We start from the raw sequence: 22,043 nt of genomic DNA on the forward strand, positions 1-22,043 counted from the left end.
GCTAGTCTCCCGGGATCGCTTGGTAGAACGTGCCGGGATCGAGCTCGGTCGCGGTGCCGACCAGATCGCGGCCACCGAGCTGCGCCAGCACCCGGTACAGCACGCGTGCATCTGCTTCTTCGTCCGCGATCGGACGGCGCGGGATCCCCTCGCGGTAGCGGTCTCGATAGGCGTGTAGCGTCGCCTGATCCTGCGCGCCGGTCAGCGGCGCGATGGTGTCCCATTCGGCATCCGAGGTCGCCAGGATCTGTTTCGCGGCACGCGTCACGCCGATGAAGCGGGCCACCAGGTCCTTGTTGGCGTTTGCCCAGGCTTCGTCGAATACATAACCGATCATCGCGATGCGGCCCTTGCTGCCGAGCTTTTTCAGCACGTCTTCCATGCCGGCAAGACGGCGAAAACCCTTGGCTTCAAGCGCGGCGCAGAAATTCCAGTAATTGAGCGTGGCGTCCATCTCGCCGCCGAGCGTCTTGGCGGCGAGCAGCGGCGGCGCGCCATAGACGATGGTCGCCTGCGACTTCAGGTCGACGCCGTCCTGCTTCAATGCGGCCTGCAGCAGCAGCCAGTTCTTGTCGATCGCGCCGCCGGCAACGGCAAGCTTGTGGTCCTTGAGATCCGGGAGAGTCTTGAGCGGCGAGGCGGCCGGCACCATCACGGCGCCCAGCGCGCTCGAATAGGGATAGAATTGCAGCCTGGCGCCGAGCGAGCGCTCGCGCGACACCCAGGGCCAGTCCGACACCATCACGTCAGCCGTGCCGGAGCGCAGCGCGATCTTGCCGGCCTCGGGGCTGGCGAGCTCGACGACGTCGATCGACAGATTGGCCTTCTTATCGAGACCGTGGGAGCGAATGACGGCCAGTTCCCAGGCCAGCGTTCCGGTCTTCTGCGCTGCAACGCGGACGGTCTCCGCATTGCACGAGGTGCCGAACTGCATGACCGCCAGAACTGCCGCAGCCAACACCGTGCGTACAGAGATGATCATCGCTTCTTGAGCCACTTCCCCGAATGTTTTCTTTTCTGATCAACCTCCATAGCATAGCTTGCGGAAAGAGAAGAGGAAGCAGGACCATGGCAGGAGCTGGCATGCTACGACCGATTGTCGCCGTCCCGCCCGTGATCTTGGCAGCGCTCCTGGCCGTGCTCGCCGGGGCGCCCACGGGCGCGCGGGCCCAGGAGATCAACGACTATCCGACCTCGGCGCGGGCGGAATATGTGTTCGGCTGCATGAAGGCCAATGGCGAATCCCGGCAGTCGATCGAGCAATGTTCTTGCTCGATCGATGTGGTCGCTTCGATCATCCCCTATGACCGCTACGTCACCGCCGAGACCGTGCTGAGCATGGCGCAGGTGCGGGGCAATCTGGGCGGCCAGTTCCGCTCGTCGGAGCAGGCCGCCAACGCGCTCAACGACCTGAGGCGCGCGCAGGCCGAGGCCGAAGTCAGGTGCTTCTGAAGTCCGGGTGTGAGAGCGCGTCAGGTCCCGGGATTCTCGACCTTCCATTCGTGCTCGAAGACGTGCCCTTCGGTGTCCTTGGCCTCGGCGCGGAAACGCTTGGCGCCATTCGAGACGTAGGTGAAGCGGATATTGGGATCCTCGGAAATCGAGATTCCGCCCTCCATCGCCAGCACCGGGCTGTCGTCCTGCCAGACGTGCAGTTCGTTGACGAAGAAGGCCGGGATATAGAGCTGCGTGACCTGGTCCATCTGCAGGCCTGAATTGTTCGGATGCCCGATCATGATCTGGGCGTCCCGTGTGCTGCTCGCCGGCCCCTGTTCGGACCTGGTGAATTGCCGGTAGCGCATCTGGCCGAGGCGATTCTGGGCTTCCTCGACGTTCTTGCCGGCCGGCGCCGAGCACCCGCCGGAGGCTTTGACATAGACCTTGCTGACATAGAGCTTGCCGTCGCTGAGCTCCGCAACCGCGTGAACGTTGGTGTAGTTGTTGACGCGGACGCGGGTCGAGATCTCGGTAACGTTGGCGTCTGGCCCCAGCGTGAACTTGGCGGCCATCGGTGCCGGGTTCTCGTCGATCACGAGCGTGATTGCGACGACGCGGCGGCTGTCGCTGGGCTGAAGCTTGCTGCGCAGCGTCACCGGGACGATCGCGGCGTCCTCCGCGCGCACCGGCATCTCGATGCCGATGACGTCGTTGCCGTCATTCATCGGGCGGCTGTTGAAGATGTCCTGGACCAGGCCCGGCCACGGATCATAGGCCTCGGCGGCGAACGCAGCCGGAGTGCCCAGCGCGATCGTGAAGAGGCTGGCGATGCAAAGCAGGCGGGCGCGATGTCCGGTCATGTTCGCGAAATCCGGTGCGAGCCGCCATTATAGGACCAACGGCTACTCCCATTCAATTTCCGAAAATGCTGCAGTTGCGTTGCGGGCGTTGTAATCGTCGAACAATTGCCAGCGCGGTCGCTCGGCTTCCGCGGCATGCTCTGCTGCGGCCGTAATCGGCTTGCCGCGCTTGACCAGGGCGCGGACGTCCGCGGCCAGCGTCTCAAGATAACGCCGCTCGTCGGCGAGCGCCGCAGGCCACGCCCTCACGGGTCCGTGACCGGGAACCACGCGCTCGGCCGGGATAGCCTGGAGGTCGTCGAGCGCACGCAGCCAGCCCTTGAGGCTGCCGTCGACCACGGGAATGTGGACCAGGAACACCATGTCGCCCGCGAACAGGGTGCTGGTTTGCGGGTCGAAGACGGTAAGGTCGTTGTCGCTATGGGCGGGCGGCCATGCCTTCAAGGAGAGGCTTCGTCCGCCGAGATCGAGCTTCATGGTGTCCTCGACCAGCACGGTCGGTGGAATGATCTTCACCTCGTCCATCAGGGCGTCGCCCATCGTCCGGCGAAAGCCGTCGAGATAGAATTGCCCGCGTGCCGCCAGCGCGCGCGGCAGCATCTTGTGGCCGACGAAACTGGTCCCGCCGCCGACGAACGCCGCGTTGCCGAAGCTGTGGTCCGGATGCGCGTGGGTGTTGATTACGTAGAGGATCGGCTTGTCGGTGTGACTGCGGACCGCGGCGAGCAATTGCCGCCCTTCGCGAACGCTGCCGCCGGTGTCGACGACGGCAACCGCGCTGTCGCCGATCACGAACCCGATATTGGCGATGGCGCCTTCGTTTTCGCGCGTCATCAAGGAGGTGACCCCGCTGTGAACGAAGATTCCCGGAGCGACTTCGCTCACAGGCAATTCCGCCTCTTGCCCCCGCGCTATGGTCGGCGCCCAAAGCACCAGGAACAGCGCAAGCACCGATCCGCCATGAACCATGTTTCCGCCTCAGTTTCTCCGGCACGCGCGATCGATGTCGCCGCGCGCCGATGTGCGCTGCAGCAAGCAACGCGGCGCAATCGCGCTGATTATTCCTGTTGCACGTCATGCTGCACCGGGCAATTGGTGGATCGCGGCGATCGATCCGATCACGAGGAGACGACGTAATGAGAATTGTCGGATGCCGTCCTGTTCTGCTTGCGCTTGCCGGCCTGATCGTAACTCTCGCCGGCCGCGATATCGCGCGCGCGCAGGTCAATGATCAGGGCGAACTCTCGATCGAGCTGGTCGATGCCAAGGTGCTGCGGATCTGCGCCGATCCGCGCAACCTGCCGTTCTCGAACGAGAAGGGCGAGGGGTTCGAGAACAAGATCGGCGAGCTGTTCGCCGAGAAGCTGCAGAAGAAGCTCGACTACATGTTCTTTCCGCAGGCGACCGGCTTCGTGCGGATGACCCTCGCGGCGCATCGTTGCGACGTGATCATGGGCTTTCCGCAGGGCGATGACCTCGCGCAAGGCACCAATCCCTATTACCGCACGGCCTATGCGCTGGTGACCAAGGCGGGCGGCGAGCTCGATCAGGTCACGACGCTCGAGGACGAGCGGCTGAAGGGCAAGCATATCGGCATCGTTGCGGGGACGCCGCCCGCCACCAACATGGCCGCCGCCGGCCTGATGGGCAATGCGAAGCCTTATCCGCTGATGATCGACACGCGCTACGATTCGTCGGCCCAGGCCATGATGGATGATCTTGCCAAGGGCGAAATCGATGCCGGCATCCTGTGGGGGCCGATGGCGGGTTTCTACGCCAAGAAGGCGAACCCGGCGCTGCACGTCACGCCGCTGGTCAAGGAGACCACGGGACCGAAGCTGGTCTATCGCATCGGCATGGGCGTGCGCGGGTCCGATCAGAACTGGAAGCGGCAGCTCAACCGGCTGATCCAGGAGAACCAGCCGGCGATCAACAAGATCCTGCTCGATTACGGTGTGCCGCTGCTCGACGAGAACGACCGTCCGATCGGTCCGGAGAGCGCGACCAAGTCGCCATGATCCGCCTCGCGGCCATGCTTGCGGTGATGTTGGTCGCCGCTTCGCCTGTCCGCGCGCAGGACCCGCCCGCTGAGCCGGAGGGCTATCGCACCGAGGATTATCGTGCGCCGGTGCCGACAACGCTTGCCGGCGCGCGCGTGCTCACGACCGCGGAAGCGGAAGCGATCTGGCGCGACAGATCGGGTGCTTTCGTCGACGTGCTGCCGCGCGCGCCGAAGCCAAATCTTCCCGCCGGCACGGTGTGGCGCGAGCGGCCGCACCTCAATATTCCCGGCAGCATCTGGTTGCCCGACACCGGCTACGGCAAGCTCGCCGCATCGACCGAGAATTATCTGCGACGCGGCCTGGTCCACGCCTCCGGCGGTGACAAGGCAAAATTACTGGTGATCTACTGCCAGGAGAGTTGCTGGATGTCGTGGAACGCGGCCAAGCGTGTGCTGTCCTACGGCTACCGCAACGTGGCGTGGTATCCGGAGGGGACCGACGGCTGGGGGCGCGCCAAATTGCCGCTGGCGGAATCGGAGCCTGAGCCGCGCGAGGGCGAGCATTGAGCCCGTCCTCACGCGTCGTGCCGGTTATTTCTGCTTGTCGAGCTTGCTGATGGTCTTGCCGCCATCGCTGTCTGAGGTGGTGAACGCCACCTTGTCGCCGGCGTGGAAGTCCTCCAGCGATAGTCCCTTCGGCACCTTGTATTCCTGCATCGCCCCGCCGGCCGCGCCCACCGTTCCGCTCTGCGTCTGCTGAAGCGAGATGGTTCCACTCAATCGGTCAATCTTGGTGACTATTCCGGTCATCGGTTGCTGGGCCAAAGCCGCTGAGGTGATCAGGCTCGCGGCGGCGAGGCTGGTCATGACGATCTTGGCTGCTCTCATGGAGGCCTCCCAACTTCAGATATAGTTGGAGACAACGAGCGGGGAGCGCAGTTGGTTCCCGAACAGCGCGCGGCCCAGCGAGTTCAATGGCGCATCGGTGATCGCCCGGGGGCGATCGGCGCATGCCTTAATCCAGCTCCTGCTGGATGGTGCGGCTGAGCGCAAACAGCCGCTGATCGATGGCGGTCGGCACCTCACAGACGAATTTGACCACGCGCCCGCGGTCCTCGAAGATCCGCGTCTCCCAGACCAGCTGATTGCCGAGCTCGTCGACCTTGGCCTGGTCCGGCGGGGTCGCGTCCTGCAGTGCCTGCAGCTTGATCGTATCGTCGCGGATCTTTTCCGCCGCCTCGCGTTGCTTGCGCATCACGCGCTCGAGCCCGTTCATGACCGCGGCGCGCTGGCCGTTGAGCGTATCGAACAGGCCCGCGAACAGCAGCTTTCCGGCATTGGCCTTGTCGGCGGCGGAGGCTTGCAGGAATTCGGTGATCTCCTTCTGCGCATCCTCCAGGGGAACGCGGCGCGCCGCGAGCCTAGCCACGAGCGCGCTGACCTTCGGATCGTCCCGCCACTTGGTCTCGGCATCGCCGAGCGGTGGGCCAGCCCAGACCGCGGCGAGCGAGATCTCCGGCACCTTGGCCTGTTGGCAGGGCCAGTCCGGATAGCGCGGGTCCGCAGCTGACGCGACCTGGTTCGACAGAACCATCGCGAGCAGCACGCAAAATGCCATGCGCGAGATCGTCATGCCTCGCCCCCGCCGGGGCCGCGGCGCACCAGGCCGCGCGATGGATCGTAAGCCAGGATCGCGCCGATCATGAACACCACCATGCAGCCGCCGACCACCGCGAGCGAAACCCAGTTCATCTTGCCGTACAGCGCAAACCGGATCAGCTCCACCGCATGGGTGAACGGATTGCACTGGCAGATATAATACAGCATCGGGCTGCCTTCCTGCACCCGCCACAGCGGGTAGAGGGCCGACGAAGCAAAGAACATCGGGAAGATGACAAAGTTCATCACGCCGGCGAAGTTTTCGAGCTGCTTGATGCTGGCCGAGATCAGCATGCCCAATGCGCCGAGCATCAGGCCCGACAGCACCAGTGCCGGCAGCACGGTGAGGTAGCCGATGGTCGGCGGCGTGATGTCCCAGAACCAGGCGATCAGCAGGAAGGCATAGACCTGCAGCAGCGACACCGCGGTGCCGGCGAGCAGCTTGCAGAACAAGAGATAGCCGCGCGGCAGCGGGCTGACCAGCAGCGTGCGCATGTTGCCCATCTCGCGGTCATAGACCATCGACAGCGAGGATTGCATGCCGTTGAACAGCTGTATCATCGCCATCAGGCCGGGCGCGATATAGACCTCGTAGAGGATGTAAGTCTCATAGGGCGGGATGATCGAGATGCCGAGCACCTGGCGGAAGCCGGCCGCGAAGATGAACAGCCAGACCAACGGCCGCACCAGCGCCGAGACGAAGCGCTCGCGCTGATGCAGGAAGCGCAGCGCCTCGCGCCACACGATGCCGTTCAGGCAGACGATGTATTCCGACAGCGAGAAGCCGCTGCGCGCGGGCGTGACCGTCGTGCTGCTCATGTGGGCGGCTTTCCGGTGAGGGTTGCCGTTCCGGTCAGGCGCATGAACGCGGTGTTGACGTCCTGGGCGCCGGCATCGGCGATGACGCGCGGCACCGGCCCGTGCGCCAGCATCCGACCCTGATGCAGCACGACGAGGTCGTCGCCCGGCATGATCTCGTCGAACAGATGCGTCGCCCAGAGCACGCCGATGCCCTGTTCGGTGACGAGCTGGCGGACATGGTCGAGAATGTCGGCGCGCGCCTTGACGTCGAGCCCCACGGTGGCCTCGTCGAGCAGCAACAGCCTGGGCCGGTGCAGCAGCGCGCGGGCAATCTCGAGCCGCCGCATCTGGCCGCCCGAGAGATCGCGCACCTTGCTGCCGGCGCGGTCGGCAAGGCCGATTCGGGTGAGCACCTCGGCGCTGCGCAGCCGCGCCTCGCGCCTGGAGATGCCGTGCAGGGCTGCGTGATACAGCAGGTTCTGCGTCAGCGAGAGATCGAGATCGAGCGTGCGCGGCTGGAACACGACGCCCATCAGCCGCAACGCTTCGCCGGGCGTCCGGCTGATATCGTGCCCGAAGATCTTGATCTGGCCGTTCTGGATGCCGAACAGCCGCGTCACCAGCGAGAACAACGTGCTCTTGCCGGCGCCGTTGAGGCCCAGCAGGGCGGTGAAGCTCGCAGGCTGAACCGTGAAATTGACGTCGATCAGGGCGCGCCGCGCACCATAGCTGTGGCTGACATTGCCGATCGACAATGCCGGCTGCACGGCCGCTACAGGGCCTGCATCCGGCGCGGACTGGCTCGCGATATGGGCATCCGTTGCGGTCATGGTTGCGCGATTGTGATCCCCCAGGGCAGTTCGCCGACCTGAATGGTCTTGATCACCTTCTGGGATGCGACGTCGATCACCGAGACGTCGTTGGAGACGCCGTTGGTGACCATCAGATATTTTTCGTCCGGGGTGAAGTCCATGTGCCAGACCCGCTGGCCGACCAGGAGATATTTGAGCACCTTGTGGGTTGCGCCGTCGACAACAGCGACGCGGTTGGCGGGGCCGAGCGCGATGAACGCGGTCTTGCCGTCCTTGGTCATGCCGATGCCGACAGGCTGGATCGCCTCGTTGCGCAGGCCCGGAATTTCGAAGGTGATCTTGCCGGTCACCTCGCGCTTGGCCGGATCGATGATCGACACCGTGCCGCCGATCTCGGAGGAGACCCACAATTCGGAGCCATCGCGCTTGAACTGGGCGAAGCGCGGCCGCGAATCGACCAGCACATTGGCGACGATCTGGCGCGTCGACGTATCGATGAAATGCGCCATGTTGGTGGTCTCAGACGTGTTGATCAGGATCTTGCCGTCCGGGCTGATCGTCATGCCCTCAGGCTCGACGCCGACCTGGATGTCGCCGATCCGGGCGCGCTTCTCGAGGTCGATCACGGTGACCGTGTTGTCGTTCTCGTTGGCGACATACATGGTCTTGCCGGCGGCATCCTGGGTGAACAATTCCGGGTCGGGGCCGGAGGGCAGGGTGTCGACGATCTCCTGGGTCTTGGTGTCGATCACCTGGATGGTGTCGTCGTCGCCGACCGCGACCATGACGAACTTGCCGTCGCGCGAGAACTCGATGCCGCGCGGCCGCTGACCGACCTTGATGGTCTTTGTCACCGTCCAGCTGTTGGTGTCGATCACCGTGACGGTGTTGCCCTTTTCGTTCGAGACATAGGCAACGAAGGCGGACGCCGGGGTCGCGGCAAGCCAAACGAGCATCCCGGTCAGCAGACGGCGGCGCCACATGCGTTTCATCTCCCTCACGGCAGCTTGCACTTCGTTTCTGGGCGGTCAACTCCGAGCGTGTCGAGCTCGGAAACCTGATGCAGGAAACCTTCCTGCGGCGAGACCGAAACGACCATGCGACCATCGGCCAGCAGGATCGGCTGGCGCAGCTGCCAATTCCAGTCACGCAGGGTCAATCGCGTGCCCTTGAAGGCGGCGATCGAGAAATCCTTGCCCTTGAGGAAGGCGATGACCTTCTTGGGATCGCCCGAGCTGGAGCGGGAGGTAGCTTCGCCGATCATGCGCGCGGCAGTCCAGGCCTGCATGTCGAGCGCGGTCATGCGGCGCATGTTCAGCTTGACGAAGCGGTTCTGAATCTGGACTGCGCCCCATTGGTCATGCGCCGCGTCCCAGCTGGTCGCCACCAGGCCCGCCGAACCGGCGACGGGGCGCGGGTCCCAGGTCCGGTACGGCAGATAATTCGCAAACACCTCACTCTCGTCGGCGGCAACCAGCACGTCGTATGCTGGCGCCTGCTGCGTGAACACTGGCATCTGGCGCTGGATCAGCGTCACGCCGGAGTCGGTGCGGCGGGCGCCGCCGGTGTCCTCGAAGGTCCGTTCCTGGACGATCTTGGCGCCAAAGCGGGCGGCGGCGCGGCGCAACGCATCGGCGTAGAGCTTGTCCTGATCATGCGAGCCGGTCACCAGCAGCCAGCGCTTCCACTGCTTCCACACCAGGTACTGGCCGAGCGCATCCGCCAGCATCGAGCGGGTCGGCGCGACATGGATCACATTGCCGCGGCAGTCCTGCTCGCGCAGCCGGTCGTCGATCGCGCCCGCGTTCAGCAGCACGGTGCCGCGATCGCGCAATGCGTCGGCGGCCTTGAGCAGGGCGTCCGCGGGCAGGTCGGTGATGATGTAGTCGTTGCGGCCGGCGAGATCGGCCGCAACCTTGGCGACATCGTCGCTGTCCTTGACCTTGACCTCGTCGAGTGTGAAGCGCTGGTTGAGGAATTTTCCGGTCGTGTTGTTGTCCTCGATCGCCAGCCGCGCGCCGGCGATGCCGTCATTGTCGGCCGGTTGTTCGACCAGCGACAGCGTCGATTTGGCGCCGGCATGGCCAAGATAGCCGATATGAATCTCGACGGGATCAGCCGCCAGCGCTCCGGTCGCCATCATGCTGAGCGCGATCATGCCGATCAGCCATCGCAACATAACTCCTCCCGCAGTCTTTCCTCACTCGGCATGGCATTGTCGAAAGCTTCCGCTTTTCTGGCCATGCGCTGATGTGCAAGATGCCGGAATTGGCCTGGCTTGCAACCCCGCTTTTTGTCGTTGCAAGATTACAAATTCGATTGGTTCACAATGATGAGACCAGGGTTTGCATGAGATCAGCGTCCGCTGTCGTCGTATCTTTGCTGTTGATGTCTTTGGCGGCGGCCCGCGCCGAGCCGCCCAAGCTCGCCGTGTTCGATCTCGAGATGATCGACACCAGCCTGCAAGGGGAGGTGAACGGGCCGCGGACCGACGAGCAGGCGCGGCTGCTGCGGACCGGCGATCAGGTGCGCAAGGAGCTTGCGGACTCCGGCAAGTTCCGCGTGCTCGACATCGCGCCGGTCAATGCTGCGGCGCACGGCAGCAATCTTCAGGCCTGCGGCGGATGCGACGTGAAACTGGCCGGCGAGCTGGGTGCTGACCTCGCGATGACCGGCGTGGTGCAGAAGGTCTCCAACCTCATCCTCAACATTAATCTCTATCTGCGCGACGTGCACACTGGGCAATTGGTTACCGCCGCGAGCGTCGACATGCGCGGCAATACCGATGAATCCTGGTCGCGGGCCACCGACTACCTCGTGCGCAACCGCCTGCTCGCGCCGAACTACGGCGCGCCGCAGGCGCGGTAGGGCGCCCTTCGCTCGCGATGTCGTTGACGGCGGTCGATCTCCGTCATCCTGAGGAGCGCGGAACGCGCGTCTCGAAGGATGGACGGCCACCAGCCGGGCCGTGCATCCTTCGAGACGCCGCTGTGCGGCTCCTCAGGATGACGGAGATGGATTGGCCACAGCCTAACCCTTCAACCGCGCGGCGTGCCAGCGCAGGTGATCGGCCATGAAGGTCGAGATGAAGTAGTAGCTGTGGTCGTAGCCCGGCTGACGCCGGAAGGTGAGCGGGATGTTGGCCTTCTCGCAGGCGGCTTTCAACAGCTCGGGCCGCAACTGCTCGGCAAGGAAGCCGTCGGCATCGCCGTAATCGACCAGCAGGTCGGAGAAGCGGGCGCCGTCCTCGATCAGCGCGACCGCGTCGTGCTTGCGCCACGCCTGCTTGTTGCTGCCGAGATAGCCGCCCAGTGCCTTGTTGCCCCACGGCACCTGCGACGGCGCCACGATCGGCGCGAATGCGCTGGCCGCGCGATAACGACCAGGGTACGTCAGCGCGACGGTCAGCGCGCCGTGGCCGCCCATGGAGTGACCGAGGATCGATTGCCGCTTGGTGTCGACCGGGAAGTGTTCGGCGATCAGTCTGGGCAATTCCTCGGTGACGTAGCTCCACATCCGGTAGTTGGTCGCGAACGGCTGCTCCGTCGCGTCGACGTAGAAGCCTGCACCGAGGCCGAAATCGTATGCATTGGCGGGATCGCCGGGAACGGCTTCGCCGCGCGGGCTGGTGTCGGGCGCAACGAAGATCAGGCCGAGCTCGGCGCAGGCCTGGCGGAATTCACCCTTCTCGGTGACGTTGGCGTGGGTGCAGGTCAGGCCCGACAGATAGGTAACGACGGGCAATTTGGCGCCGGCCGCGTGCTCCGGGACGAACACCGAAAAGGTCATGTCGGTCTTGGTCTCGCGGCTCGGATGCCGGTAGACGCCCTGCGTGCCGCCATGCGACTTGTTCTGGGAAACCGTCTGCATTGTCGTATTCCTCTCGGTTGGAGTGCTGCGTCAGGCGACGCCGCTCTCGATCGCCAGGCGCACCAGCTCGGCCGAGGTGCGCACGCCGAGCTTCTGGCGCATGATCGATGACGTGTTCGCGACCGTCTTGTATGACGAATGCACCAGCCAGGCGATTTCGGACAGGCTCTTGCCGGAACTGAGCAGGCGCAGGATCTCCATCTCGCGCGAGGTGAGCTTGGACAGCGGGTTTTGCGCAAAGCCCGGCCGCGCAAACGCGACGTTGCGTGCGATCGCAGGCGGCAGATAGACGCCGCCATTGCCGACTTCGCGCACCGCTTCGACCAGATCGTTGGGATCGCCGGTCTTCGAGACGTAACCCTTGGCGCCGATGTCGATGGCGCGGGCGGCGAACACCGGGTCGTCGTTCATGCTGAACATGATGAGCCGCGCGGATGCATCGCGCGTCAGGATGCGGCGCGCCAGCTCGAAGCCCGAGACGGTCGGCAGGTTGATGTCGATCACGCAGAGATCGGGCTTTTCCGCGACGAACGCCCGCTCGCCGCTTTCGGCATCCGCGGCTTCCAGCAGGGTGATCTCGGGATCGTCGGCGAACACGGTGCGGCAGCCGGAGGCAACGATGGGATGATCATCAACGATCAGAATGCGCATGGCATTGTTCCGGCAACCTGCATCGGTTCACTCATCGTCACATCGGCTTGCGCGAAGAGCACCTCGGTTCCGGCCGTTGTGCATCTCGCACGGGATTGCGATAGGGTGCGATTAGATAGCCGGGCAAATTTGGCTGTCAACGATCCTCTCGGAGGAGGCATCGCGGTCGGGGGCAACGTCATGTGGCAAAAGCTATCCTTGCGCGCACGGATCAATCTGCTGCTGGCAGTGATCCTGGCGCTTGGGCTGGGCATCAATATTGCGCGGCTTGTGCTCGAAGCTGGCCCGCGCGTCCAGGCCGAGGACCAGAGCGTGATCCGGCTGGCGCGCGAGTTCGTTGCGACGATCGTGGCGGGCCTCGACGAGGCACCAGACCCCGATGCGCGGCTCGACCAGATCGTCCAGGACCTGAGCCGGCTGCGTCACGTCAGCATCTCGCGGCAGGATGGCGCGACCGCCAAATCCGCCGGACGGCCCGAGGACGCCGGTGGTCTGCGCGCTGCGCCGGAGTGGTTCGTCGCGCTGGTTCATCCCGAGCAGACCTCGGTGCGGGTGCCGATCTCGGTTCACGGCAAGCCGCAATCGCTTGTCATCACCTCGCATCCGGACGACGAAATCGCCGAGATCTGGGATGGCATTGTCACCCAGCTCGAGGTCGGCTCGGCGATCGCGGTGGCGCTGCTGCTGGTCACCATGCTGGTGGTTGGCCGCGCGCTGGCGCCCCTGGAAGCGCTGTCGCAGGCCATGATCAGCATCGAGGCGGGAGATTACGATGCGCGCGTCGAGCCCGGCGGATCGCCGGAACTGGCCGCGATCTGTGCCAAACTGAACCATCTGGCGGCGACACTGGGCGAAGCCGTGGACAGCAAGCGGCAACTGGCCGAACGCGCGGTGTCGCTGCAGGATTCCGAACGCAAGGAAATCGCGCGCGAACTGCACGATGAGTTCGGGCCCTATCTGTTCGCGCTGCGCGCGCATGCCGGCGCGCTGACCCGGCTGGCGGAGCTCGAAAAGCCCGATCCCGCGGCGCTGCGCAAGCACGGCAATGCCATCCTCGAGCAGGTCAATGCGCTGCAGCAGTTCACCCGCCGCATCCTGGAGCGATTGCGGCCGGTTGGATTGGCCGAGCTCGGGCTTGCGGAAGCGCTCGGCGCGCTGGTGCGGATGTGGAGCGAAACCCACCCGGAGGTGGAGATCGACAGCAACGTATCGCCCGATCTCGGCGATACCGGCGAGATGGCCGACCTGACGATCTACCGCATCGTCCAGGAAGCGCTCACCAACGTGTTTCGCCACGCCGGCGCAACGACGGTCGATATCACGATCGAGCCTGCGGAGCGGCAAGCCGGTGTGCGCGGCAGCCGCGGCTGCGCGCTGGTGCGGGTCCGCGACAATGGCCGCGGCCTGCTCGCCGATCACCGGCTTGGCCGCGGCTTGACCGGGATGCGGGAGCGCATCCTCGCGCTTGGCGGCACGCTCAAGATCGATTCCGCCAATGACGGCGTGACGGTCGAGGCGCTGGTGCCGAAGGCCGCGCCCGCTTAGGTCGCTGATGGTGTCCAATATCTGAAGGCGGCCCATGCCAGCGCCAGTGCGCCGGCGATCCAGAGCACAACGATCGCGATCATGCCGGCCCGGCTGATCGGGCGCTGCAAGACGGCTGCGGCCCTGGTGCGGCAATCTGCCATGACCTCTTCCGGAATCAGCGCGAGCGCAAGCCAGATGCCGAGTGGCAGCAAGATCAGGTCGTCGAGATAGCCCAGCACCGGGATGAAATCCGGTATCAGGTCGATCGGCGAGAGCGCATAGGCCGCAATGGCGATCGCAAGGGCTTTTGCGTACCACGGCACGCGCGGATCGCGCGAAGCAAAATAGAGCGCAACGCTGTCACGTTTGAGGTTGCGCGCCCAAAGCTTGATCGAAGACAGCTTGCGTGAGGAGAGTTTGAAGGCCGACAGCATGGCGTGGCGCCTGCACGCCAGACGGAAACGCTACTCCAGCACCACGTCCACCGGTATGCCGCCGTGCAGACCCTTGTGGACGGAGGAGGGCGCGATGCCGAAATACTTCCGGAATACGCGGCTGAAATGCGAGGAGCTCGAGAAGCCCCACGAGAACGCGACATCCGTGATGGTCTTGCCGTTCTGGGATTCCAGCTCCTGCCGGCAATTCTGCAGCCGCGCCTTCCAGATGTAGTCGCTGACCGTCATGCCGCGATCGCTGAACAGCATATGCAGATAGCGCTTGGAGCAGCCCAGCGCCGCGGAAATGCGGTCGATGCAGAGATCCGGATCGCGCAGATGCTCGCGGATGAAACCCTGGGCCCGCACATAGGTCGCCTCGGCGCTGCCGCGGTCGAACATCGCGCCGGTCTCGCGCAGCGGCAGCAGCAGCAGGTCGATCAGCGCGTCGGCGACGCCGACCGCGTTGACCGGGGTCAGCGTCGGCGCCTCGCCGAACGCGGCATGGACGAAATCATAGGCGATGCGGCCGGTGCCGTTGCGCGCCGACAGCTTGCACGGCGCCATCTTGGAGAGCTGGAAGCCGCGCTCCTTGAGCAGGTCCTTTGGAACGATGACAACCTCGTGACGCGTCAGGGACGGGCTGATGATCGTATGCGGACACGACACGTCATAGGCGAAGCAGTCGCCCGGCATGATATCGAAGTGCAGACCGTCCTGCTCGAAATGCGAGACGCCATAGGTCTGGAAGACGATCTTGATGTAGGGGTGCTCGCTCAGCTTGATGCGCGAGATGGTATGCGCGATCCGGTGCTGGCTTGCTTCGATCTGGCACAGCTTCAGCCGCGACACGGTGGTGTAGTTGATCCGGCCTTCAAGCGAGGATCCTTCCAGCGCATCGACGTCGAACTGACCGCAGAGGTCGGTGAGCGCATCCGACCAGCGCTGGATCTGACGCTTGGGCGTCAATCCGTTCGTGCTGAGTGAATGGACTGTATCGGACATCTTTCCAGCCACCGATTTTCCAGCCACCGATTCGATCCCCAACGTGACTGCATACCGCGCTTAAGTCTGGTCCGGGATGATGCGCCTTCTTGCTGATTCTGAACAGCTTAGGGAGGCGACGGGACATCTTCCCGGTTAATGTCGGGTGATCCTCCGACTTAGTTCTGGGCTCGTCAAGCGCAACCTTAGCACGCGTCAAATCGGCGCTCGAACGGTGCAAGCCGCGAATGATGCCCTGCAACATGAAGCAACCGTTCCTGCCCATTCGGACCCGGGCTGGAAAAATCTGACAAAGCTTCGCTTCTGAGCAAACGGCTCTTCTCTTTTGGGCAAGTCAGCCGGATTCGATCGGACTACGACTGGGGTACCAAAATGGAAGAAGTGGGGCCGTTTCGGCGGAAACCCTTGAGCTCTTGAACCTGGGAGGAAATCCACGATGCGCAAGCTGCTATACGCGACCAGCCTTGGGGCCATGGCGGTGTTCGCCGCCGGAGCTGCCACTGCCAATGACGAACTCCACAAGATGACGCAGAACCCGAAAGACTGGGTGATGCCGACCGGCGACTACGCGAACACGCGTTACTCGAAGCTGAATCAGATCAACGCCTCGAACGTCGGAAAGTTGCAGGTCGCCTGGACGTTTTCGACCGGCGTGCTGCGCGGCCACGAAGGCGGCCCGCTGATCATCGGCAACATCATGTACGTGCACACCCCGTTCCCGAACAAGGTCTACGCTATTGACCTTTCGAAGGACAACCAGATCGTCTGGAAGTACGAGCCGAAGCAGGATCCGAACGTCATTCCGGTGATGTGCTGCGATACCGTCAATCGCGGCGTCGCCTACGGTGACGGCAAGATCTTCCTGCACCAGGCCGACACCACGCTTGTCGCGCTCGATGCCAAGACCGGCAAGGTGGAGTGGAGCGTCAAGAACGGCGACCCGAGCAAGGGCTCGACCGGCACCTCCGCGCCGATGGTGATCAAGGACAAGGTCCTGATCGGTATCTCCGGCGGCGAGTTCGGCGTGCAGGCGCATATGAGCGCCTACGACATCAAGACCGGCAAGCTGGTCTGGCGCGGCTTCTCGGAAGGTCCGGACGATCAGATCCTGGTCGACGACAAGACCACCGAGCTCGGCAAGCCGGTCGGCAAGGATTCGAGCCTGAAGACGTGGCAAGGCGATCAGTGGAAGATCGGCGGCGGCGCGACCTGGGGCTGGATCTCCTACGATCCCGAGCTGAACCTCGTGTATTACGGATCGGGCAACCCCTCGACCTGGAATCCGAAGCAGCGGCCCGGCGACAACAAGTGGTCGATGACGATCTGGGCGCGTAACCCGGATACCGGCGTCGCCAAGTGGGTCTACCAGATGACGCCCCATGACGAATGGGACTATGACGGCATCAACGAGATGATCCTCTCGGATCAGTCGATCGACGGCAAGGCGCGCAAGCTCCTGACCCACTTCGATCGTAACGGCCTCGGCTACACCCTCGATCGCGCCACCGGCGAACTGCTGGTCGCCGAGAAGTATGATCCGAAGGTGAACTGGACCTCCGGCGTCGACATGAAGAAGGACTCGCCGACCTATGGTCGTCCGAAGGTTCTTGACGCAGCGTCGACCGACAAGGCCGGCGAGGACGTCAATGTCAAGGGCATCTGCCCGGCAGCGCTCGGCTCGAAGGACGAGCAGCCGGCGGCCTACTCGCCCGACACGCAGCTGTTCTACGTGCCGACCAACCACGTCTGCATGGACTACGAGCCGTTCAAGGTGAGCTACACCGCAGGTCAGCCCTATGTCGGCGCGACGCTGTCGATGTATCCGCCTCCCGGTGAGACCAACATGGGCAACTTCATCGCCTGGGACGGCAAGACCGGCAAGATCGTCTGGTCGAACAAGGAGCAGTTCTCGGTCTGGTCGGGTGCGCTCGCGACCGCCGGCGGCGTGGTGTTCTACGGCACGCTGGAAGGCTACCTGAAGGCCGTCGACGCCAAGACGGGCAAGGAGCTCTACAAGTTCAAGACCCCGTCCGGCATCATCGGCAACGTCACCACCTACGAGAACAACGGCAAGCAGTACGTCGCGGTTCTGTCGGGTGTTGGCGGTTGGGCAGGCATCGGCCTCGCGGCTGGTCTGACCGATCCGACGGCCGGTCTCGGCGCAGTCGGCGGCTATGCCGCGCTGAGCAACTACACCGCGCTCGGTGGAACGCTCACCGTGTTCTCGCTGCCGCAGCAGTGAGCTGAGCGACCTCGTTCCGGCGCATGGAGCGGACTCCATGCGCCGGTCCGTCTTCAATCTGCACGCGAGGATATGCTTTTGCGTAAGATCTGGTTGGTGACTGCTGCGATCTTCGTCGTGGCAATGGGTGGAGTTGCCTCCGCCGAGGATGCGGGTGATCCGACCGCCGTCAAGAACGAAGACGGCAAGTATCTCGACAAGGATGGAGACCCGACGTTCAAGGTCGCGTCCGACGGCACGGTGGACTGGTACACCTACTCCGGATACCGCCGCTACCATTCGGAGTGCCACGTCTGCCACGGCCCCGACGGCATGGGATCGACCTATGCTCCGGCGCTGGCGAATTCGCTGAAGAGCATGAACTACGCGGACTTCATCGGCGTCGTCGCGAGCGGACGCAAGAACGTGTCCACGGCACAGGAGAATGTGATGCCGGCATTCGGCGATAACCCGAACGTTGCCTGCTACATGGACGACCTCTATGTGTATCTGCGCGCCCGCGCCAATAATGCGGTTGGGCGTGTTCGGCCGGCCAAGCATGAAGACAAGTCCGAAGCTTATGGCAAGGCCGAAGACGCCTGCATGGGCAACAAGAAGTGAGCGTGACCGGCGCGAATGGCAAACCTGTTTGATGTTTAGTGGAGACCGAGATGAAGACCCGCGCCGCAGTCGCATTTGAAGCAAAGAAGCCGCTTGAGATCGTCGAGCTCGACCTGGAAGGCCCCAAGGCCGGCGAGGTCCTCGTCGAGATCAAGGCGACCGGTATCTGCCACACCGATGCCTACACGCTGGACGGCTTCGACAGCGAAGGCATCTTCCCTTCGGTGCTCGGCCACGAAGGCGCCGGCATCGTGCGTGAGGTCGGCGCCGGGGTGACGTCGGTGAAGCCGGGCGATCATGTGATCCCGCTCTACACGCCGGAATGCCGGCAGTGCAAAAGCTGCCTGAGCCAGAAGACCAACCTCTGCACCGCGATCCGCGCGACGCAGGGCAAGGGCGTGATGCCGGACGGCACCTCGCGCTTCAGCTACAAGGGCAAGCCGGTCTTCCATTACATGGGTTGCTCGACCTTCTCGAACTTCACCGTGCTGCCCGAGATCGCGGTCGCCAAGATTCGCGAGGACGCGCCGTTCGACAAGAGCTGCTACATCGGTTGCGGCGTCACCACCGGCGTCGGTGCGGTCGTCAACACCGCCAAGGTGACGCCGGGCTCCAACGTCGTCGTGTTCGGCCTCGGCGGCATCGGCCTCAATGTGATCCAGGGCGCCAAGATGGTCGGTGCCGACAAGATCATCGGCGTCGACATCAACGACTCAAAGGAAGCCTGGGGCAAGCAGTTCGGCATGACGCATTTCGTCAATCCGACCAAGCTGCAGGGGGACATCGTCCAGCATCTGGTCGGCTTGACCGACGGCGGCGCCGACTACACCTTCGACTGCACCGGCAACACCACCGTGATGCGCCAGGCGCTGGAAGCCTGTCACCGCGGCTGGGGCGTCTCGGTGGTGATCGGAGTGGCGGAATCCGGCAAGGAGATCGCGACGCGGCCGTTCCAGCTCGTCACCGGACGGGTCTGGAAGGGAACCGCGTTCGGCGGCGCGCGGGGCCGCACCGACGTGCCGAAGATCGTCGACTGGTACATGGGCGGAAAGATCCAGATCGATCCGATGATCACCCATGTGCTGAAGCTCGAGGAGATCAACAAGGGCTTCGACCTGATGCACGAGGGAAAATCGATCCGTTCGGTCGTCGTATACTGAAATCAAAACACCAAGCACTAGGAGGATAGGTCAATGACTGTTCATATCCACCCGTCGGTCGACAATGGCGTCAAGCAAGGCTCCGGCAATTTTGCCGGCGGCACGCTGGTCTGCAAATGCGCGGACAAGAAGGTCAAGGTCGGGGTCAAGGGCGACGTCGCCCACAACCACGCCTGCGGCTGCACCAAATGCTGGAAGCCCGCGGGCGCCATCTTCTCGGTGGTCGCAGTGGTCCCGCGCGAGAACGTCACCGTGCTCGAGAACGGCGACAAGCTGAAAATCGTAGATAGCGCGGCGGTGATCCAGCGCCACGCCTGCACCGGCTGCGGCACCCATATGTACGGCCGGATCGAGAACAAGGGCCATCCGTTCTACGGCCTCGACTTCATCCACCCCGAGCTGTTCCAGGAATCCGGCTCGGCGGCTCCGGGATTTGCCGCCTTCGTGTCGTCGGTGATCGAGTCCGGCGTCAAGCCGGCTGAGATGACCGGGATCAGGTCGCGGCTGAAGGAGCTTGGGCTCGAGCCCTATGACTGCCTGTCGCCGGCGCTGATGGACGCGATTGCCACCCACGTGGCGAAGTCCAAAGCGGCCTAAGGAAGAGGCAGCCGACGGGCACGGCCCGATGGCCGGGCCCTGAAGAAATCCTGCGCCGGCAGCGGGCCTGTCGGCGACGGATATGCTGGTAGTACCCGTGACCTTGAACCTTGCATGCCCTGCGGGCGACCACAGGGCATGCATTTTATTTTCCGCCTTGCCGTCGTCCTTTTCCCCATCCTGGCCCTCTCGCACGCCCGCGCGGCGTCGCCGGAAGACCGCTACATCGCCGCGCGCGACGCCGCGATCGCCAAATTCGCCAAGCTGTCGAACGACAACAAGATCGACGAGGCTGCCGACAAGGCCGAGGCGGCCGCGCGCGACGGGCTGAAGGCGCAGCTCGCCACTATCCTGGCCGAGCCGTTGCGGCCCGGCTTTGCCCCCGCCCAGCTCAACCTCGACACTCTGTATAAAGGCGACATGGGGTTCGGCATGCTGGACGGCCTGCGCTTCGATGCCGACACCGGCCGGGACGGTGCCAAGATCGGAGACAAGCGCGCTGACGGCAGCTTCGTTGAACCCAAGGCCCATATCGTCGTCACCACCGAAGCCCTGTTCACCCGCTGGCTGCACGAGCACAAGACCTGGTGGGACAAGGGCAGCAAGAACGTGCCGCAACAGGTGGAGGCGGCGCTGAAGTTCGAAGGCCTCTACACCCAGGCGATCTCGACCGATGCCGCGGTGATCAATTTCAACGCGCTGCCGCTCGCCAGGCCGGCATCGGCCAGTCTGACCTACGGCTTCCTCGCGGGCCGCACCCAGGATTCGACCCCAGAGGCCGCCGACGAGGTGTTTGTCGCGGCACTCGCCAACGGCAAATTCTATATCGCCTATGGCGAGATCGAGCCCACGGTGAAAGTCCCGGCCTGTACGGCGATCCATGCCGACTACAACAAGAAAGCCGACGATGCGGCCGAGAAGCTCGCGCGCAAGCAGATCACCAGGAAGGACTATGACAAGCTCGGCGACCTGCGCCAGCAGGGCGACGACGCCTTCAAGCGCTGCTTCGTTCAGCAGGCGCCACAGCAGCCGGCATTCACTGACGCCACCAGGCAGGCCCAGGCGCTGCTCGAGGCAGCAATCGGCAAGTAGCGTCAGGCGCTGATTTGATCGGCTGATGGTCCGACCCTATCTTCCCTGGAAAGTTTCTGCATCCCGGGGAGACGCCATGACGACCGCCATCAGCCCGTTTCGCATCGCTGTCAGCGACGATATCCTCGAGGATCTCCGCTCCCGCCTGCGCCGGACCCGTTGGCCGGAAGCCGAGCTGGTCTCCGACTGGAGCCAGGGCGCGCCGCTCACATGGATCAAGGACGTCTGCCACTATTGGGCCGAGACATATGACTGGCGGCAGCGCGAGGCGCAGCTTAACCGCTTCAGCCAGTTCACCACCGAGATCGATGGGCTCGACATCCACTTCATCCATGTCCGCTCCAGGCATCCGGAGGCGCGGCCGCTGATCATCACCCACGGCTGGCCGGGATCGGTGGTCGAATTCCACAAGGTGATCGAGCCGCTGACCGATCCGACCGCGCATGGCGGCAGCCCTGCCGACGCCTTCCATGTGGTGTGCCCGTCATTGCCGGGCTTCGGCTTCTCGGCCAAGCCCACCGCGACGGGCTGGGGCGTCGACCGGATCGCCAGCGCCTGGGCCGTCCTGATGCAGCGGCTCGGCTACACCAGTTACTTCGCGCAAGGCGGCGACTGGGGTTCGGCGGTCACGACCGCGATCGGCGGGCAGGACGCGGCCCATTGCGGCGGCATCCACATCACGCTTGCGATGTCGACGCGGCCCAATGTCGAGGGCCAGCCGACGCCGGAGGAGACCCGTGCGCTCAACGGCATCAAATATTACGCCGACTGGGATTCCGGCTATTCGAAGCAGCAGTCCACCCGGCCGCAAACGCTCGGCTATGGCCTGACGGATTCGCCGAGCGGGCAGGCGGCTTGGATCCTGGAAAAATTCTGGGCCTGGACCGATTGCGACGGGCATCCGGAAAACATCCTGAGCCGCGACGAATTGCTCGACAACGTCATGCTGTATTGGGTCACCGCGACGGCTGCGTCGTCGGCGCGGCTCTATTGGGAAAGCTTTGGGCCGGGCAAGCGAACCCTACACAAGGTGGGCGTGCCGACCGGCGTTGCCGTATTCCCCAAGGAGATCGTCACGCCGGTCCGCAAATGGATGGAGACCAACTTCACCAACATCCAGCACTGGAGCGAGATGCCGAAGGGCGGGCATTTTTCGGCGTTCGAACAGCCCGAGCTGTTCGTCGGCGAGGTGCGGAAGTTCTTTGGAACGCTGCGTTGAAGACGGTAGATGCGTCGGATGGGTGGAGCGACTTGTCCGCCGTCGCGCGAAGAGCGAAGGCGCCGCCACGGAAGC

General features: G+C 64.1%; 24 protein-coding genes. 11 read left to right on the forward strand and 13 right to left on the reverse strand.

The features are described 5' to 3' along the window. Window position 1: 1 nt before the first annotated feature. Entirely contained in the window at window positions 2-934 is a 933-nt protein-coding gene (locus ACVIW0_RS11315; RefSeq protein ID WP_461357298.1) for an ABC transporter substrate-binding protein, read from the reverse strand. Between the two features lie 149 nt (window positions 935-1,083). Between ACVIW0_RS11315 and ACVIW0_RS11320 the strand changes: the two genes are divergently transcribed. Further along, on the forward strand, window positions 1,084-1,452 hold the full coding sequence (locus tag ACVIW0_RS11320) for a hypothetical protein (protein ID WP_461352400.1): 369 nt from the start codon (window positions 1,084-1,086) through the stop codon (window positions 1,450-1,452). 20 nt (window positions 1,453-1,472) lie between these two features. On the opposite strand, the gene ACVIW0_RS11325 is transcribed toward ACVIW0_RS11320, so the two are convergent. Both ACVIW0_RS11325 and ACVIW0_RS11330 read right to left on the reverse strand, forming a co-directional pair. Then, window positions 1,473-2,297: a quinoprotein dehydrogenase-associated SoxYZ-like carrier gene (locus ACVIW0_RS11325; protein ID WP_461352401.1), complete on the reverse strand. Its 825-nt coding sequence runs from the start codon at window positions 2,295-2,297 to the stop codon at window positions 1,473-1,475. Window positions 2,298-2,339: 42 nt separating this feature from the next. After that, window positions 2,340-3,266: a quinoprotein relay system zinc metallohydrolase 2 gene (locus ACVIW0_RS11330; protein WP_461352402.1), complete on the reverse strand. Its 927-nt coding sequence runs from the start codon at window positions 3,264-3,266 to the stop codon at window positions 2,340-2,342. Window positions 3,267-3,433: 167 nt separating this feature from the next. Here ACVIW0_RS11330 and ACVIW0_RS11335 point away from each other — a divergent pair, with 167 nt between their 5' ends. After that, the gene (locus ACVIW0_RS11335; RefSeq protein WP_461352403.1) at window positions 3,434-4,315 is read left to right on the forward strand and encodes a substrate-binding domain-containing protein; all 882 of its coding nucleotides are present in this window, start codon (window positions 3,434-3,436) and stop codon (window positions 4,313-4,315) included. Beyond that, window positions 4,312-4,866 carry a PQQ-dependent catabolism-associated CXXCW motif protein gene (locus ACVIW0_RS11340; protein ID WP_461352404.1) on the forward strand — a complete coding sequence of 185 codons (555 nt, stop codon included), beginning with the start codon at window positions 4,312-4,314 and terminating at the stop codon, window positions 4,864-4,866. Before ACVIW0_RS11335 ends, ACVIW0_RS11340 begins: the two co-directional genes overlap by 4 nt. Window positions 4,867-4,890: 24 nt before the next feature. Here the strand turns inward: ACVIW0_RS11340 and ACVIW0_RS11345 are convergent, their stop codons facing one another. The 6 genes from ACVIW0_RS11345 to ACVIW0_RS11370 all read right to left on the reverse strand — a co-directional run bounded on the left by ACVIW0_RS11345 (window position 4,891) and on the right by ACVIW0_RS11370 (window position 9,750). Continuing rightward, complete coding sequence (locus ACVIW0_RS11345) at window positions 4,891-5,187, reverse strand: copper-binding protein (protein WP_461352405.1); 297 nt, start codon at window positions 5,185-5,187, stop codon at window positions 4,891-4,893. Window positions 5,188-5,314: 127 nt separating this feature from the next. Then, window positions 5,315-5,932, reverse strand: coding sequence for a hypothetical protein (locus ACVIW0_RS11350; RefSeq protein WP_461352406.1), 618 nt, complete (start codon window positions 5,930-5,932; stop codon window positions 5,315-5,317). Further along, on the reverse strand, window positions 5,929-6,777 hold the full coding sequence (locus tag ACVIW0_RS11355; RefSeq protein ID WP_461352407.1) for an ABC transporter permease: 849 nt from the start codon (window positions 6,775-6,777) through the stop codon (window positions 5,929-5,931). Before ACVIW0_RS11355 ends, ACVIW0_RS11350 begins: the two co-directional genes overlap by 4 nt. Beyond that, window positions 6,774-7,589: an ABC transporter ATP-binding protein gene (locus tag ACVIW0_RS11360; RefSeq protein WP_461352408.1), complete on the reverse strand. Its 816-nt coding sequence runs from the start codon at window positions 7,587-7,589 to the stop codon at window positions 6,774-6,776. The genes ACVIW0_RS11355 and ACVIW0_RS11360 overlap by 4 nt, the downstream gene beginning before the upstream one ends. Next, complete coding sequence (locus ACVIW0_RS11365; protein WP_461352409.1) at window positions 7,586-8,563, reverse strand: YVTN family beta-propeller repeat protein; 978 nt, start codon at window positions 8,561-8,563, stop codon at window positions 7,586-7,588. The genes ACVIW0_RS11360 and ACVIW0_RS11365 overlap by 4 nt, the downstream gene beginning before the upstream one ends. Before the next feature lie 5 nt (window positions 8,564-8,568). Next, window positions 8,569-9,750: an ABC transporter substrate-binding protein gene (locus ACVIW0_RS11370; RefSeq protein WP_461352410.1), complete on the reverse strand. Its 1,182-nt coding sequence runs from the start codon at window positions 9,748-9,750 to the stop codon at window positions 8,569-8,571. Between the two features lie 209 nt (window positions 9,751-9,959). Here ACVIW0_RS11370 and ACVIW0_RS11375 point away from each other — a divergent pair, with 209 nt between their 5' ends. Then, window positions 9,960-10,439 (forward strand): DUF3280 domain-containing protein, encoded by a 480-nt coding sequence (locus ACVIW0_RS11375; protein WP_461357299.1) that lies wholly within the window; start codon window positions 9,960-9,962, stop codon window positions 10,437-10,439. A 162-nt stretch (window positions 10,440-10,601) separates the two neighbouring features. Here ACVIW0_RS11375 and fghA read toward each other — a convergent pair whose 3' ends face one another. Beyond that, on the reverse strand, window positions 10,602-11,441 hold the full coding sequence (fghA, locus tag ACVIW0_RS11380; protein WP_461352411.1) for an S-formylglutathione hydrolase: 840 nt from the start codon (window positions 11,439-11,441) through the stop codon (window positions 10,602-10,604). A 30-nt stretch (window positions 11,442-11,471) separates the two neighbouring features. Beyond that, the gene (locus tag ACVIW0_RS11385; protein WP_146987533.1) at window positions 11,472-12,092 is read right to left on the reverse strand and encodes a response regulator transcription factor; all 621 of its coding nucleotides are present in this window, start codon (window positions 12,090-12,092) and stop codon (window positions 11,472-11,474) included. A 180-nt stretch (window positions 12,093-12,272) separates the two neighbouring features. On the opposite strand from ACVIW0_RS11385, the gene ACVIW0_RS11390 reads away from it, so the two are divergent. After that, the gene (locus tag ACVIW0_RS11390; RefSeq protein ID WP_461352412.1) at window positions 12,273-13,637 is read left to right on the forward strand and encodes a histidine kinase; all 1,365 of its coding nucleotides are present in this window, start codon (window positions 12,273-12,275) and stop codon (window positions 13,635-13,637) included. On the opposite strand, the gene ACVIW0_RS11395 is transcribed toward ACVIW0_RS11390, so the two are convergent. Both ACVIW0_RS11395 and ACVIW0_RS11400 read right to left on the reverse strand, forming a co-directional pair. Further along, window positions 13,634-14,053 (reverse strand): YkvA family protein, encoded by a 420-nt coding sequence (locus tag ACVIW0_RS11395; RefSeq protein WP_461352413.1) that lies wholly within the window; start codon window positions 14,051-14,053, stop codon window positions 13,634-13,636. The two genes, ACVIW0_RS11390 and ACVIW0_RS11395, sit on opposite strands and share 4 nt — an antisense overlap. 30 nt (window positions 14,054-14,083) lie before the next feature. Further along, window positions 14,084-15,058, reverse strand: coding sequence for a helix-turn-helix domain-containing protein (locus tag ACVIW0_RS11400; protein WP_461352414.1), 975 nt, complete (start codon window positions 15,056-15,058; stop codon window positions 14,084-14,086). Window positions 15,059-15,494: 436 nt separating this feature from the next. On the opposite strand from ACVIW0_RS11400, the gene xoxF5 reads away from it, so the two are divergent. From xoxF5 to ACVIW0_RS11430, 6 genes are all read left to right on the forward strand, one after another. Further along, window positions 15,495-17,300, forward strand: a complete 1,806-nt coding sequence (gene xoxF5, locus ACVIW0_RS11405) for a lanthanide-dependent methanol dehydrogenase XoxF5 (protein ID WP_461352415.1) — start codon at window positions 15,495-15,497, stop codon at window positions 17,298-17,300. A 123-nt stretch (window positions 17,301-17,423) separates the two neighbouring features. Beyond that, on the forward strand, window positions 17,424-17,900 hold the full coding sequence (locus tag ACVIW0_RS11410) for a c-type cytochrome, methanol metabolism-related (RefSeq protein WP_461357300.1): 477 nt from the start codon (window positions 17,424-17,426) through the stop codon (window positions 17,898-17,900). 50 nt (window positions 17,901-17,950) lie between these two features. Continuing rightward, complete coding sequence (locus tag ACVIW0_RS11415; RefSeq protein WP_461352416.1) at window positions 17,951-19,060, forward strand: S-(hydroxymethyl)glutathione dehydrogenase/class III alcohol dehydrogenase; 1,110 nt, start codon at window positions 17,951-17,953, stop codon at window positions 19,058-19,060. 33 nt (window positions 19,061-19,093) lie between these two features. After that, entirely contained in the window at window positions 19,094-19,657 is a 564-nt protein-coding gene (gfa, locus tag ACVIW0_RS11420; RefSeq protein WP_461352417.1) for an S-(hydroxymethyl)glutathione synthase, read from the forward strand. Window positions 19,658-19,795: 138 nt separating this feature from the next. After that, window positions 19,796-20,749: a hypothetical protein gene (locus tag ACVIW0_RS11425; protein WP_461352418.1), complete on the forward strand. Its 954-nt coding sequence runs from the start codon at window positions 19,796-19,798 to the stop codon at window positions 20,747-20,749. 76 nt (window positions 20,750-20,825) lie between these two features. Continuing rightward, window positions 20,826-21,968, forward strand: a complete 1,143-nt coding sequence (locus ACVIW0_RS11430) for an epoxide hydrolase family protein (protein WP_461352419.1) — start codon at window positions 20,826-20,828, stop codon at window positions 21,966-21,968. Window positions 21,969-22,043 lie beyond the last annotated feature (75 nt).

This window comes from Bradyrhizobium sp. USDA 4454 (assembly GCF_054822705.1).